Annotated in this window: 11 protein-coding genes and 2 tRNA genes; 11 read left to right on the top strand and 2 right to left on the bottom strand. The window is 61.5% G+C overall.

Annotation, left to right across the window (positions count from 1 at the left end):
• Positions 1-318 precede the first annotated feature (318 nt).
• Genes KP001_RS05205 through KP001_RS05225 form a run of 5 tightly spaced genes read left to right on the top strand, consistent with a single transcriptional unit; the run spans position 319 to position 6,529 of the window.
• Positions 319-1,101 (top strand): AI-2E family transporter, encoded by a 783-nt coding sequence (locus KP001_RS05205; protein ID WP_239027900.1) that lies wholly within the window; start codon positions 319-321, stop codon positions 1,099-1,101.
• A 54-nt stretch (positions 1,102-1,155) separates the two neighbouring features.
• On the top strand, positions 1,156-2,073 hold the full coding sequence (locus KP001_RS05210) for a hypothetical protein (RefSeq protein WP_217288501.1): 918 nt from the start codon (positions 1,156-1,158) through the stop codon (positions 2,071-2,073).
• Positions 2,074-2,113: 40 nt separating this feature from the next.
• Positions 2,114-2,818 (top strand): ABC transporter ATP-binding protein, encoded by a 705-nt coding sequence (locus KP001_RS05215; RefSeq protein ID WP_217288502.1) that lies wholly within the window; start codon positions 2,114-2,116, stop codon positions 2,816-2,818.
• A complete protein-coding gene (locus KP001_RS05220) occupies positions 2,815-5,349 on the top strand; it encodes an ABC transporter permease (RefSeq protein ID WP_217288503.1) in 2,535 nt (844 codons plus the stop codon). The genes KP001_RS05215 and KP001_RS05220 overlap by 4 nt, the downstream gene beginning before the upstream one ends.
• A gap of 1 nt (position 5,350) precedes the next feature.
• Positions 5,351-6,529 carry a lipocalin-like domain-containing protein gene (locus KP001_RS05225; protein ID WP_217288504.1) on the top strand — a complete coding sequence of 393 codons (1,179 nt, stop codon included), beginning with the start codon at positions 5,351-5,353 and terminating at the stop codon, positions 6,527-6,529.
• A 92-nt stretch (positions 6,530-6,621) separates the two neighbouring features.
• Here KP001_RS05225 and KP001_RS05230 read toward each other — a convergent pair.
• A tRNA-Ala gene (locus KP001_RS05230) sits at positions 6,622-6,697 on the bottom strand.
• 517 nt (positions 6,698-7,214) lie between these two features.
• Here KP001_RS05230 and KP001_RS05235 point away from each other — a divergent pair.
• The 6 genes from KP001_RS05235 (at position 7,215) to KP001_RS05260 (ending at position 13,638) form a co-directional block, all read left to right on the top strand.
• Complete coding sequence (locus KP001_RS05235) at positions 7,215-10,070, top strand: EAL domain-containing protein (RefSeq protein WP_217288505.1); 2,856 nt, start codon at positions 7,215-7,217, stop codon at positions 10,068-10,070.
• Between the two features lie 23 nt (positions 10,071-10,093).
• Positions 10,094-10,178, top strand: a tRNA-Leu gene (locus KP001_RS05240).
• Positions 10,179-10,495: 317 nt separating this feature from the next.
• Positions 10,496-11,002 (top strand): glutaredoxin domain-containing protein, encoded by a 507-nt coding sequence (locus KP001_RS05245; RefSeq protein ID WP_217288506.1) that lies wholly within the window; start codon positions 10,496-10,498, stop codon positions 11,000-11,002.
• A gap of 371 nt (positions 11,003-11,373) precedes the next feature.
• On the top strand, positions 11,374-11,943 hold the full coding sequence (locus KP001_RS05250) for a hypothetical protein (protein WP_217288507.1): 570 nt from the start codon (positions 11,374-11,376) through the stop codon (positions 11,941-11,943).
• Positions 11,944-12,126: 183 nt separating this feature from the next.
• The gene (locus KP001_RS05255; protein WP_239027901.1) at positions 12,127-13,395 is read left to right on the top strand and encodes an MFS transporter; all 1,269 of its coding nucleotides are present in this window, start codon (positions 12,127-12,129) and stop codon (positions 13,393-13,395) included.
• 75 nt (positions 13,396-13,470) lie between these two features.
• A complete protein-coding gene (locus KP001_RS05260; protein ID WP_217288508.1) occupies positions 13,471-13,638 on the top strand; it encodes a hypothetical protein in 168 nt (55 codons plus the stop codon).
• 895 nt (positions 13,639-14,533) lie between these two features.
• Here the strand turns inward: KP001_RS05260 and KP001_RS05265 are convergent.
• A complete protein-coding gene (locus KP001_RS05265) occupies positions 14,534-15,118 on the bottom strand; it encodes a superoxide dismutase (protein WP_217288509.1) in 585 nt (194 codons plus the stop codon).
• Between the last annotated feature and the right edge of the window lie 79 nt (positions 15,119-15,197).

Below are 15,197 nucleotides of genomic sequence, written 5' to 3' on the forward strand. Positions count from 1 at the left end.
CGGCAACGCCCATACCACCCTCCAAGGGGAGCCCGATGGACAGAAAACTCTACCTCAGTATTTTTGCGGCCTTCATCACGGCCGCCGCGATCGTCCTGATGGTTATGCTGGCCGCCCCGGTCCTGAAACCGCTCGCCTGGGCGCTCATCATCGGCGTGGCCACTATGCCCCATTACAACCGCGTGCTGCGTCGCTACCCCGAGCATCCGGACCGCTCCGCCGGGATCATGGTGTTCATCGTCGCGATATGCTTCGTCCTCCCGGTGGCCGCGTTGGTGGTCACCGCGGCGGTCAACGCCCCTGAAGTGGTACAAGCAGGTGGTGCAACTGGTCCAGAGCGTGGCCAAGACCGGCACGACCAGCTTCGGCCACTGGCCCGTGGTGCAGAAGGTCATGTCGCTGGTGGAGCGCTTCAACATCGATCTGGCGGGGCTGGGCGGCAAGGTCGCCTCCACGAGTTCCACCGTGATACTGGGGATGGCCGCGGATCTCGCGCGCAACATGTTCAGCTTCCTGGGGACACTTGCCGTCGCACTCTTCATCCTTTACTTCATCTATCGCGACGGGGAGCGGGCGGTCTGCGCCTTCATCGGCAGGCTCGCGCCCGACCCGCGCAAGGCCCAGCACTACGCGAGCCAGGTCCGTTCCATCACCACCGCGGTGACGGTGGGGACGGTGCTCACCTGTGCCACCCAGGGCGTTCTCGCAGGGCTTGGCTACTGGGTCGCGGGGGTGCCGGCGCCGATCTTTTGCGGTGGACTCACCGCCATCGCCGCGCTGATCCCCGTGGTTGGGACCGGGGTGGTGTGGGTGCCTTTGGTCGCCATCCTCGCCCTCAACGGCTCCTACCTTGCCGCCGGACTCCTCGCAGCCTGGTGCATCATCTTCGTCGGCATAGCCGACAACGCCATCCGCCCCCTCGCCATCGGTGCCTCCAGCGACATCTCGACCCTCGCCGTGGTCCTCGGCGCGCTCTGCGGCGTGGTCAGCATGGGACTGCTCGGGCTGATCGTGGGGCCCGTCATTTTCGCCGTTTTGTTCTCCCTGTGGGACGACGCCGTTGCCGATGCCGACGAGGCGGAGCAGGGGGAAGTTACCTGATGTCCGGGCGCCGGCCTGGTTTCACCTGCCTGCGGGCGGAGGAGGTTGTATCGTATGGCAGCTAGCAAACGGATCACCGGAGCCGCCCTGTGCGCCTTCGCCCTGTTGATGGTTCTTATCTGCAGCAGCCTCGCTTGCGCCGCCGACACCGAGTCATCGGGGGAGCGGGCCCTGCTCGCCAAACACGCCGCCATCAAGGCGAAACTCGACAAGAACCAGTTCGGCGCCCCCATCTACCTCGAATCCACGGAGGGGCCGGACTCGGTGCGGGTTGACATGTACGGCGTGTTCCACTACCCCTTCGAGACGGTCCGCGAGGCCCTGCAGTCCCCGGCGGCCTGGTGCGATATCACCTCCCTGCACATCAACATCAAGGCCTGCATCTATAAGACGGTGAAGCAGCAAACACAGTTGACCCTCTACAGCGGGCGCAAGTACTTCCAGCCTCCCTCCGACGCCTATCCCCTGAAGCTCGCCTTCCGCGCGGCCGCAAGCCACCCCGGCTACCTGGAACTTTCCCTGGTGGGGGAGGAGGGGCCCTTCGGTACCCGGGACCACCGCATCGGCGTGCAGGCTGCATCACTTGAGGGGCAGGCCACCTTCCTCCACTTCAGCTACACCTACAGCCACGGCACCATGGCAAGGATGGCCATCAAGACCTATTTCGCGACGCTTGGGCATGACAAGGTCGGCTTCACCCAGGTCGGGGAGGACGGGAAGCAGACCTACATCGACGGCGTGCGCGGGGCGGTGGAGCGCAACACCATGCGCTATTACCTCGCCATGCAGACCTACCTTGACACCTTGAAGGCCCCTGAGGGGCAGCGCTTCGAGCAGCGCTTGAACCGCTGGTACGACCTCACCGCCAAGTACCCACGCCAGTTGAAGGAGATCGACAAATCCGCCTACCTGAACAACAAGAAATTGGAGCGTGCCCAGCAGGAAGCCCTGCAGGCGAAGCAGGGGAGCTGATCCTGGCCGCGCCGCGCCCACCCCAGGCAAAGGACATGCAATGGCAGAACCGGTTGTCGAACTGAAGGGAATCGGCAAGAGCTTTCGCGAAGGAGACCGGGAGCGTGTCGTGTTGCGCGACGCCTCCCTCTCCATAGATCCCGGCTCCTGGGTCTTCCTGCTCGGGCGCAGCGGTTCCGGTAAATCCACCCTCCTGAACCTGATAAGCGGCATCGACCTTCCCGACCAGGGGGACGTCGTGGTGGACGGCGCGGTGCTCAATCGTCTGGGCGAGCGCGAGCGCACCCTGTTTCGCCGCAACCACATCGGCTTCGTCTTCCAGTTCTACAACCTGATCCCCACTCTCACGGTCGAGGAGAACGTCCTGCTTCCCCTGGAACTGGCCGGACTCCTCACCCCCGCACAGCGCCGGCGCGCCATCGAGCTTCTCGATGCCGTGGGCATCGCCGACCGGGCCCGCGCCTTTCCCGACCGCCTCTCCGGTGGCGAGCAGCAGCGTGTCGCCGTAGCCCGCGCCCTGGTGCACGCCCCCAAGCTGGTGCTGGCCGACGAGCCCACCGGGAACCTGGACGCGGAAACCGGGCGCCAGGTGCTCGACCTGTTCGAGCGGCTGCTTCGCCCGGCGGGCACCACGCTGGTGCTGGTGACGCACAGCGGCGAGGTGGCATCGCTTGCCGACCGGGTTTTGAGCATAAAGGACGGCGTCCTGGTGGATGGCGCCGGGGTGCAGGGAGCGGCGCCGTGATCCTGTGGCGCGCCGGGATGCGCAACGTGCTGCGCCACCCCTGGCTCACCGTGCTGGCCGTCCTCGGCGTCGCCCTGGGGGTCGCGGTGGTCACCGCCGTGGACCACGCCAACGAGGCGGCGCAGCGGGCCTTCCGCCTCGCCGCCGAAACCGTCGCCGGCCGCGCCACGCACCAGGTCGTCGGCGGTCCCACCGGCCTTGCCGAGGACCTCTACCGCAAGATCCGCGTCGATCTCCGCGTGCGCGGCTCCGCCCCCGTGGTCTCGGGTCACTTGCAGCTCTCCGGCCGGACCTTCCAGTTGATCGGCATCGATCCCTTTTCCGAACCTCCCATCAGGAGCTTTTCCTCGCGTTTCGCCGATCGCGGCGTGCTCACCGCTCTGCTGACGCGCCCGGGCGCGGTGCTGATGCTGGAAGAAAGCGCTGCCGGGCTCGGCCTGAAGCGCGGCGCCACCTTCGCCGCCGACAGCGCAGGTGTCCGGCGGCGGCTGGAGCTGGCCGGATACCTGGACCCTCCCGACGAGGTGAGCCGCGTGGCCCTCGCCTCGATGCTCGTCTGCGATATCGCCACCGCGCAGGAACTCCTGGGGGGTGCCGGCAGGCTGTCCCGCATCGACCTGGTGCTGCCGGACGGGGAGGAGGGGGCGAGGGCGCTCAGGGAGGTTCGGGGCATCCTCCCCCCCGGCGCGGACATCGTACCGGCCGGGGCCAGGGCCGGCGCACTGGACCAGATGACGCGCGCCTTCCGGCTGAACCTGAGGGCCTTGAGCCTCCTGGCCCTCGTGGTGGGGATGTTCCTCATCTACAACACCATGACCTTTTCCGTGGTGCGCAGGAGGCGGCTGATCGGGATGCTGCGGGCGCTCGGGGTGAGCCGCCGCGAGATCTTCGCCATGGTCTGCGCCGAGGCCCTCGTGATCGGCATCGTCGGCTCCGTTGCCGGGCTCGCGGTCGGTGCCCTGCTCGGTTCGGAACTGACGCGCCTGGTCACAAGGACCATCAACGATCTCTACTTCGTGATGGAGGTGCGCCGGGTGCCCCTGCTCCCGGGTGAACTCTGGAAGGGGGCGTTTCTGGGAATTGCCGCCACCCTGGCAGCCACCATGCCCGCCGCCCTCGAGGCGACCGCCGCTCCACCGCGCGCCGTGCTGTCGCGCTCGCAGGTGGAATCGCGCAGCAGGAGGCTCGTGCCGCTCGCCACGAGTTGCGGCGGTCTCCTGATGGCTGCGGGAGGGGTGCTGTTCCTCACCGGGCGCGGCGGCATCGTGGCCGGTTTCGTCGGGCTCTTCGCCGTCATCGTCGGGTACACGCTTTTGGTACCCGCCGCCGTGATGCTCCTTTCGGCGCTGCTGCGCCCTCTGCTGGAATTGCTGCTCGGCTCCCTGGGGCAGATGGCCGCGCGCGGCGTGGTGGTCTCCCTTTCCCGCACCGGCGTCGCCACTGCGGCGCTGGTGGTTGCTGTTTCCGCCGGGATCGGCGTCGGCATCATGGTGGGGGGATTCAGGCTGACGGTGCAGAGCTGGCTCCAGAACTGGCTCCAGGCGGACGTCTACCTGACCTCGGCCGACAGAGGCGGTGGCCGCTACCGTCCTCCGCTAAATCCCGCCCTGGTGCGCCGCCTTTCCGGGCTCGAGGGGCGGGCCCAGGTGACGCTGTCGCGCCGGGTCCGCATCGAGGGGGCGGTGGGAGCGGCCGAGGTGTTCTCGGTGCAGGTGCCGGAGCGGAACTTTCTCCGCTATCCCTTCAAGGAGGGTGATCCGGCTGCCGCGTGGAGACGCTTCAAAGGCGGCGACGCCGTGCTCATTTCCGAGCCTTACAGCTACCGGCACCACCTGCACCCCGGAGACAGCGTCACCCTGCGTACCAGCCGCGGAGAGAGGAGTTTTCCCGTCGCTGGTGTCATCTACGACTACGGCTCCGATACCGGCATCGTCATCATGAGCCGCGCCGGTTACGTCGCCAACTTCGCCGACGAGAGCGTGGACGGTATGTCTTTCACCGCCGGTCCCGGGCTCACTTCGCAGCGGCTCCTCGAGCTGGTGCGCGAGAGGGCAGGGGGGGAGCAGGTGATGGTGGTGTCCAACGCGCAACTGCGCCAGGCGACGGTCGAGGTGTTCGACCGCACCTTTGCCATCACGGGTGTCCTGCGTATGCTGACCATGCTGGTCGCCTTCGTGGGGATCCTCTCCGCGCTGATGGCCATGCAGGTCGAGCGGGCCCGCGAGCTCGCCGTGCTGCGCGCGGTGGGACTCACCCCGGGGCAGGTCTGGGGTGTCGTCTGCGGGGAGACCCTCCTCATAGGTCTCATCGCCGGGCTCCTGTCGATCCCCCTCGGCATCGTCGAGGCCCTGGTGCTGATCTACGTGGTGAATCTGCGCTCTTTCGGCTGGACCATGCAGCTCGCCATCACCCCGGCGCAACTGGGGCAGGCGCTGCTTCTATCGGTCACGGCAGCCTTCCTGGCCGGGATCTACCCGTCGCTCAGGATCGCCCGCACCTCGCCGGCGCTCGCCCTCAAGGAGGAGGACTAACATGCGCCGTGTCCTTTTTCTGCCGGCGGCGGCAGCGGTCATGGCGCTGCTGGCCTGGTACCTCTGGTCCGCCTCGCGCCCGGCCGGGAACGCGCCGCGTGAGACCTTCACGGTGGGGCAGACTCTGGGCGGGCCAGCGGCTCCCGGCTTCTTGCGCGCCGAGAAACCACGCCGGTTTTCCTTTCCCGCGGATCACGGACCGCACCCCGGCTATCGCAACGAGTGGTGGTATTTCACCGGCAACCTGAAGGGGACCGACGGGCGCCGCTTCGGATACCAGCTCACCTTCTTCAAGACCGCTCTCACCCCCGGGGGGGTGGCGAGGGCATCGGCCTGGGCGACCAACCAGGTCTACATGGCGCACTTCGCCGTCACCGATGTCCAGGGAAGGCGGTTCCGCTTCGCCGAACGCTTCAGCCGCGGAGCGCTGGGGTTGGCCGGAGCCTCGGGGGAGCCCCTTGCCGTGCGCCTCGACGACTGGTCGGCGCTGCAGACCACGCCCCGCCCCTGGGGCGTCAGGCTGGCCGCAGCCGAGAACGGCCTGGCCCTGGATTTGAACCTCGTGAGCGTGAAGCCCGAGGTTCTAAACGGCGCAGGGGGGCTGAGCCGCAAGGGCGCGAGTCCGGGGAACGCCTCCTACTATTACTCCATCCCGCGCCTGGCTACCTCCGGGACGCTCCGCATCGGGGGGGAGCGCTTTGACGTGAATGGGCTCTCCTGGCTGGACCGGGAATGGAGCACCAGCGCACTCGAGCCCGACCAGGTCGGGTGGGACTGGTTCGCCTTGCAACTGGAAGACGGCAGGGATCTGATGTTTTACCAGTTGCGCAGACGTGACGGCCGCAGCGATCCTTTCTCCGGAGGGACCCTGGTGGCCGCCGACGGGCGTAGCGAAACGCTGAAACGTGGGGACGTGCGTCTGGAGGTGGTGAATTGGTGGGAGAGTCCCGCCAGCGGGATTCGCTATCCGTCGGTCTGGCGCCTGCGGGTGCCATCGGCCCGCATCGCCCTGGAGATTGTGCCGAGGCTCGCCGGACAGGAACTGCTGACCGGGTTCCGGTATTGGGAGGGCGCCGTCGAGGTGCGCGGCCTGGAGGGGAGCCCAGGCGGCACAGGTTACCTGGAGATGACGGGGTATTCAGGAGCTGCGGCGGGGAGCGCCGGCGCTGCCGGCAGGTAGCTCAGAAACGAAAAAAGCACCGGACCGGGGTCGGTGCTTCTGGTGAAGAATAAAAAAAGGACCCGGGAAGTTCCCAGGTCCTTTGTAATTGATGGTGGAGCTGAACAGGATCGAACTGTCGACCTCTTGAATGCCATTCAAGCGCTCTCCCAACTGAGCTACAGCCCCATCTAAGGAGTCCTGTTTATAGCAAACGGTGGTTTGTGTGTCAATAGCTAATTCTCCAATGGATGCAAAAAAGTTATTCCCGCATAGCCGCCCTGGTTGCGGTTCTACGCACCTGGGACGGCACCGTCTGTCTCCTCCTGTTTCAGCGTCGCCGCTATTTTGCTTCCCAAGTTGAATTGGCCGTGTCCTCCCCGCGATGCTCTTTGCCTGTAAGCTCCAGCGAAATGTCAGTTTCGATTCCTCCTATACAGCCAAGGCGTCAGTGACCCGATATGACATAGACAGCGGCAGCCGAACCGGTGGCCCTGTCACTCTGTTGCAGTCCGCTCGTCCGTCCGGCAGATCGCGTTTTTGTACTATCGGCCGAGCACTCTTAACACCCGGGAGAGTGGCTGAGGTGAAATCCGACCAACAAAATTCCTTCCACCGCACTGGATCCGTCAAAACAATCCTCTCTAGAGCTGTAATCACCGCCCTCGTCTGGACCCTGCTCCTTGCCGTCGCAGTGTGGTGGAACGTGCGCGTCGCCTATCAGCAGGCGCTGGAACTCGCCAAAACCCAGGCCGAGATAGCGCTGGCCAAAGACCTGGCTTTCAGGAAATGGGCCTCCAAGCGTGGGCGGATTTACATGGAGCACGGGCCGCTGGTCTCCCCGAGCCCGTTTCTGAATCACGTCCCCGACCGGGACCTGGAAAGCACCAATGGGCTGCGCCTGACACTTAAAAACCCCGCCATGATCATGAACGAGATCACCCGGGAGGCGCCTCAATTCCACGGCGTCAGTACCAGAATCACCTCCAGGCTTTACCTCAATCCCATGGACGCGCCTGACCCGTGGGAGCAAAAGGCCCTGTTCATCGTGGAGGGGACCCGTGAAGATTATCACGCCGCCACCCTCATCGACGGCCAACCGTACCTGCGCATGATGCAACCCCTGATCATGGAGGAATCCTGCCTCAAGTGCCACGCCTGGACCGGAATCAAGGTCGGTGAGCTGCGCGGCGGCACCGACGTCTCGATACCGCTTGCCCCTTTTTACGCCGCGGCCGGGAAGCAGGCCCGGGGAGTGGCGGCCAGTCACGGCGCGATCTGGCTTTTGGGACTGGTCTCGATCGGATTCATCACGCGCCGGACCATGATCGTCGAGGTGGAGCGCTCCCAGCAAGAGGCGCAGTTGAAGGAGAAGAACCTCGAACTGCAGGACTCGAAGCAGTACCTTTTGACCATCATCGAGTTCCTGCCGGACGCCACCCTCATCATCGACAACAACGGAAGAGTTGTCGGTTGGAACCGCGAGCTGGCCCGGCTGACCGGGATTGCACCCGAGGCGATGATCGGCCGCGGCGAGCTGGAATACGCCCTTCCTTTCTACGGCCATCGGCGCCCGCTCTTGATAGATCTCGCGTTGAATCCGGCCCTGGATTGCGAGGGACGCTACGAAGGGTTCGTGCGCAACGGCGACATCGTGCAGGGCGAATGCTACGCCCCGAAGCTTGGCGAAACGCCGATCCACCTCACCTCATCTGCCTCCGTCCTGCGCAACTCCAAGGGGGAGATCATCGGCGCCATCGAGTGCATCAGGGACACCACCGAGCAGATGAAGACGCAGAAGCGGATCAAGCTGCTGGCGAAGATCTTCAATGAGAGCGGCGAGGCGATCGTCATAACCGACAGCGAAAACAAAATCATGGAAACCAACAAGGCCTTCGCCCAGTTCACCGGCTACTCCAGGGAGGAGGCGCTCGGCAAGAACCCGAGAGTCTTGAAGTCCGGCATCGAGGACAGGAAGTTTTACGAGAACATGTGGCGCTCCATCCTGGAGACCAATTACTGGCAGGGAGAGATCTGGGACAAGCGCAAAGACGGCTCCCTCTATCCAAAATGGCTCACCATCACGGCCATTCGCGGCCAAGACAACACCATCACCAACTACTTTGCGACTTTCTCAGACATAACACAGCGCAAGGCGGCGGAGATGCGGATCGAACAGCTGGCACATACCGATACCCTCACCTCGCTCCCCAACCGTCATACACTGGTCGAGCGGTTGACCCAGTCGCTCGAGCAGGCGAAGAGGGGAGGGCACATGCTCGCCGTTCTTTTCGTCGACCTTGACCGTTTCAAGATGATCAACGACACCCTCGGGCATCACGTAGGTGACCTGCTGCTCACCGAGGTGGCGTCCAGGCTGAAGGAATCGCTGCGGGCGGAGGATGTCGTGGCGCGTTTCGGCGGGGACGAATTCGTGGTGGTGCAACCCAAAATCAGGTCGCAGATAGAGCCAGCGCACGTGGCCGAGAAGATCCTGAAGACCGTTGCGGAGCCGTACTTTCTGGACAACAACACCGTCTACACAAGCCCAAGCATCGGCATCAGCGTCTTTCCAGATGACGGAACGACCGTGGCTGAGCTGTTCAAGAACGCGGATGCCGCCATGTACCACGCCAAGGCCGCCGGGCGCAACACCTACCAGATGTTCACCCGCGAAATGCATACGGCCGCCCGCCAGCGTCTCGCGATAGAGAACAGCCTGCGCAGTGCCGTAGCCAACGACGAATTCGTGCTCCATTACCAGCCGCAGGTGGACCCTGCAAACGGCAGGCTGGTCGGGTTCGAGGCGCTGGTACGCTGGCAGAACCCGGAGAACGGCCTGGTGTTCCCGGACCGGTTTATCCCTGTTGCCGAGGAGACGGGACTCATCCTGGAGATCGGCCGGCAGGTCTTCGAGAAGGCGTGCCGGCAGGCGGCTGCATGGCGTGAGGCCGGGCTCCCGCCGGTGAAGATCGCGGTCAACCTATCGGCCCGGCAACTGCGGCAGCCCGATCTTCCCGAGACCCTTTCCGCCATCATGAAGAGCTGTGGTGCGGACCCGGGGATGATGGAACTTGAGATGACCGAAAGCATGACCATGGAGCGCCCTGTGGAAAGCATCCGCATTCTCGGGGCCTTCAAGGAAATGGGGATCGGCCTCGCCATCGATGATTTCGGAACCGGTTACTCGTCGCTTAGTTACCTGAAGCTCTTCCCAGTCGACAAGCTGAAGATCGACCGGTCCTTCGTAAAAGACATAGAGGTCGATCCTGACGATGCCGCGATCGCATCGGCGACCATCGCCATGGCGCATACTCTTGGCAAGAAGGTGGTAGCGGAAGGGGTGGAGACTCAAGCCCAGCTGGAATTCCTGGTGCGGCACGGCTGCGACATCATTCAGGGGTATCTCTTCAGCAAGCCTTTGTCAGCCGAAGAAGCGGAACTCTATCTATCGAAGCGGGGGGAGGAGCAGGGGGATTCGACACGAATGCGGTACGTTAGGGAAAGTTACTTGACCGGCATTCGATTTATTGATATAAGGTGTGTCTCTTTGAGGCGGTAGCAGTCAGGACCGTTGCATAAGACGCCGGAGTGGTGAAATTGGTAGACGCACTGGATTCAAAATCCAGCGCCGCAAGGCGTGCCGGTTCGACCCCGGCCTCCGGTACCATACAAAATTAAAAGGCTTAGCTCTCACGGGCTAGGCCTTTTGTTTTTTCTGACGTCAGCAGTTGCGTCCGAATTCAAACACAGGACCATGCGTCTAACCATGCTCATGGTGAGACTGCAGATTGGCAACAGTACAAGAAATATAATTGATCCATACTAACCCTGCATGTTAATCTGCTGCCTGCTGCTCAATCTTGTTCCGCAGCTACTATCAGTTGAAAAGTGTCGTTGCACTGTGCAAGATCAACCCAACACGCCAGGGGAGCAGTCGCGGTAAAACCGCGCCGCTCGTCGGCGGCACGTTATAACGGAGGGGAAATGATGATGCGGTCATTAGTTGCCATGTTTGCAGTGTTGCTTGCGTTCCCAATCGTCATTCATGCGGAGATGTACAAATGGATTGACGATACCGGCGCCGTGACGTTCAAGGACACTCCTCCGCCGGCATCGAAAAAGAAGAAAAAAGTTAAAACTTACACCGATGCCGATTTCGACCCTGCCCCAACTCAGCAGCCGGCAGCCAAGCCCCCTCCGCGCAAAACCGCTTCAGTCGCTTCGGAAAAGCAGACCCCACCGAAGCAGCAGTTCAGCGGCACCGTCGAATTGTACGTCACCTCATGGTGCGGTTACTGCAAAAAGGCCCGTGCCTACCTGGACAGTAAGGGAGTTCCTTACGTCGCATATGACATCGAGAAAGACGCCGCCGCCGACCGGCGACACAAGGAGTTGGGAGGCCGCGGCGTGCCGCTCATCGTTATTGGCTCCAACAAGATCTCTGGCTTTTCCGCACAGGCGATAGACCACTACCTGGAGAATGCCAAGTAATGGTGGACTGCCTGTCTAACATTTCAGAGAAACGAATATACCGCAGTGAAAGAGGAACACATGTCTCGATTCATAATCATGATGCTTCTTGTCCCCCTTTTACTGGTTTAGGTCTGATGTGCTTCTGTTCAAGCCACACAGCGTGAGCCGTGTGCCGGATTCCCGTATCCTGAGGAGATCCCATCTGAGAAATGATAGTCGATACTGGGAGAAGAGCCATGACTTCACCTGAGGCAAGCACGGCCCTCGCGGTTTGCCCTAAGTGTTCGGCGCCGCGCCAGCTAGATTGTGACACCTGCCCCAGGTGTGGGGTCATCTTCGCTAAGGTACGGCAGCGCCCGGATCAAACGCCTGCGGAGCAGGAGTTTGACTTGTCTTTTGCTGCGGCTGTTGCTGCCAAGCCCGCTGCCAGGGGCGTGGTTGCTGCCCGATGTGCGTTTCTCGCTCTCCTTGCATTCTACAGCTTTCGCATCCTGACCCATCCTGTCGCCTCTAATTACGTGGGCGAAACTTTCCTGCACCTCGTCAATCTTCCCTTCCACGAGGCGGGGCACGTCCTCTTTTCACCTTTTGGCCGCTTCCTCCAGGTCGCCGGGGGGACGATCATGCAGCTTCTGGTTCCGGCGGTTGTGGCAATCTCCTTCTACATGCGCAAGGACCGCTACGCTGCAGCGGTCGGTATCTGGTGGTTGGGAGAGAGCATGGCGGATGTGGCTCCCTACGCGGATGACGCACGTGCCGGCCAACTGCCGCTCCTGGGGGGTGTCACGGGGAGCGAGGTGGAAGATTACCACGATTGGGAGGTGATGCTGGGGAAACTTGGGCTCCTTACTTGGGATCATTCCATCGGCAGCTTTTTCTTCGTCACCGGTGGTGTCGTCATGGCAGCGGCCATTATCTGGGGCGTCATGGTATCCTTTCGCCAGCCAGAAGCTGACTGATGCCTCAATGGCCGGGCGAGATATCGACAACCTTGCGCAGGTAACTGACTCCTGCGCCGACTGTTATTCATCGAGGATCTGAAAATAGAGGTAGTTGTAGTTGTCAACCGAGCGTGTTAATCTGCTTAGCCTCGACTTAACCTGAAGTGCCAAAAAGCTCGTCCCATACTTGCAGGAGCCACATTGCCATCTGAAAACGGAACTCGTCGAGTAGTCATCGCCGCAGCCTGCACGCTTCTCATGTTGAACCTGGGTACTGTGTATGCCTGGAGCTTCTTTCAGAAGCCGTTGTGCGAAACCTATGGCTGGTCCAACAGCCAAGTGGTATGGACGTTCAGCCTCGCCATCTGCTTTCTCGGCCTTTCCGCCGCTGCCGGCGGTCTCATTCTCCCCAAAACCGGACCGCGCCCCCTCGCCCTCGCAGGGGCTGTACTGTTCGGTTCGGGGTACCTCCTTGCGGCACTCGCTCTCCAAATGCACTTGCTGCCGCTCCTTTACCTCGGATACGGCGTGGTCGGTGGCATCGGGCTGGGTCTTGGCTACGTGACCCCCGTCGCGACGGTCTCCCGCTGGTTTCCGGACCACCGGGGATTGGCGACGGGGACGGTGGTGATGGGGTTCGGCTTCGGCGCGCTGCTCATGTCGAAGGTGATCGCCCCGTTTTTGCTGCGAAGTGTCGGTGGAGATATGGTGCTTGCCTTCACGGTAATGGGGGTGCTTTTTCTTGCTCTTTCGCTGGCTTCCGCTGCCTTCATTCGCAACCCTCCCGCTGCGTCACCTGCCAACGCCACAGCCGGTGATCTCCCGGATAGTGACGCGGCGACAGCCGGAAGTCGCATAGCCTCCAAGTCGTTCGTCTTGATGTGGCTGATCTTCTTTTGCAATATATTCGCGGGCATCGCCCTGATCGGGTTTCAGTCACCACTGTTTCAGGATGTTTGCGCGAAGTACGATCCCGGCCTCGGTAGGGAAACTCTGGCGGGCTATGGCGGGACTCTGATCGCCGCAAGTTCGGTGTTCAACGGCATCGGGCGTTTTCTCTGGGGAGCTTTATCCGACCGCCTGGGGCGACTTCTTGCATTCAGGTTGATCCTTGCCTCGCAGATCGCAGCCTTCGCCGTTTTGATGCAGACCGCCCACCCGTGGCTGTTCGCGACGCTCGTCTGCTATATCCTTCTCTGTTACGGGGGCGGGTTCGGGACCATGCCTTCGTTCGTCCTCGATATGTTCGGAGCTCGATTGATGCCGGCGGTGTACGGGACCATCCTCACGGCGTGGTCGGCTGCCGGGATAGCCGGTCCCCAGCTCGTGGCGATGATGAAAGATCGGTTCCCCGGTCAACCTGCGCTTGCTTCCTTCTACAGTTTTGCCACCGCCATCTGTTTCCTGGGGACGGGCATGTTGCTTTCCTTGTTCTTGAAGGAGAGACGGAGGGAGCCATGCTGTTCCTGACACTCTTGCCGTCGTCAGGGCTGAGCAGCCCCGACACTCGCTCACGTTACGCTCTTAAAAAAGGAGAGTTGCACAATGTTTGAGACGCAGTACAACGAGGAGATGGAAGCAGAGGTAAGGCGGTTGGAGGCCAAGAAGAGGGCCGAGGAGGCGGGGCACCCGGAATGGGACAACGCCTGCGCGTCTTGCCGATGCCGGCTGGCCGGTACCGACGACAAGTTCTGCACGGCCTGCCGCCGCTAAGGAGCTGTCCCAATGCAATTCCGGGTTAAACGGCATGTCACTCAACCCTAGCGGGTATGCCCTAAGGGGCTAATGGCATACCATGTAACGCTAACCGGTATGCCGTTAAAGTCTAACGGCATACCATGTAACCTAATCAGTATACCGTTTAGGTCTAACGGCATACCATGTAACCTAATCAGTATACCGTTTAGGTCTAACGGCATACCATGTAACCTAATCAGTATACCGTTTAGGTCTAACGGCATACCATGTAACCTAATCAGTATACCGTTTAGGTCTAACGGCATACCATGTAACCTAATCAATATGCCGTTTGGGTCTAACGGCATGCCATGTAACCTAACCGGTATGCCGTTTAGGTTTAACGGCATACCATGTAACGCTAACCGGTATGCCGTTTAGGTTTAACGGCATGCCATGTAACGCTAACCGGTATGCCGTTTGGGTTTAACGGCATGCCATGTAACCTAACCGGTATGCCGTTTAGGTTTAACGGCATACCATGTAACGCTAACCGGTATGCCGTTTAGGTCTAACGGCATACCATGTAACGCTAACCGGTATGCCGTTTAGGTTTAACGGCATGCCATGTAACGCTAACCGGTATGCCGTTTAGGTTTAACGGCATACCATGTAACGCTAACCGGTATGCCGTTTAGGTCTAACGGCATACCATGTAACGCTAACCGGTATGCCGTTTAGGTCTAACGGCATACCATGTAACGCTAACCGGTATGCCGTTAAGGTCTGACGGCATGCCACTCAGGCTTTGCGGCACTCCAAAGGGGTGTAGAAACAGGGGACATGGCAGTTGCTTGCCTGACGGTAAAACAAAAGGGTCTCTTGCGGGAGACCCTTTTGTTCCTTTGAGTGGCGGGGCAAGGTCCCGGATTTACATCTGCATCCGCTCCTCGGCCTTGGTCCACTCGATGTTCTGGAAGAAGGAGTTGATGTAGTCGGCGCGCTTGAGGCCGTAGTCGGTCATGAAGGCGTGCTCGAAGACGTCCATCACCAGGATCGGGACGCAGCAGGCAGGATGACCGACGTCGTGCTCGTTTATCCAGCAGTTCATCAGCTTGCCGCTGTGCGCGTCCTGGTACAGGATGGCCCAGCCGATACCGCGCATGGCTCCCACGGACTTGAAGTCCTGGACCCACTCGTCGTAGCTACCGAAGTCCTGGTGCAGTCTTGCCGCCAGCCTGCCATCCTGGTTGATCGGCTGGTTGCCACCAAGGTTCTCGAAGTAGAGCTCATGCAGCTTCATGCCGTTGAACTCCCACCCGAAGCGCCTCTTCAACTCGGCAAAGACCGGTTCCGAGCCCTTGCCCTCTTTGCACATCTGCATGAGCTGCTCGTCGAGGGCGTTGCTGTTTTTCACGTACCCCTGGTACAGGGTGAAATGGTTGTTGAGAAGCGCCTCGCTGAATCCGGGCATCCCGATCAGTTGGGAGTATTCTTTTGCCGTGAACGCCGTCATAACTCTCTCCTTTATTAGTTGGATTGGCACGTGCCGTGGTCACGCAAAAACACCGACCAATTGTACCGGTGTGGTTAGT

This window comes from Geomonas subterranea (assembly GCF_019063845.1).
In the GTDB taxonomy this organism is placed as follows: Bacteria; Desulfobacterota; Desulfuromonadia; order Geobacterales; family Geobacteraceae; genus Geomonas; species Geomonas subterranea.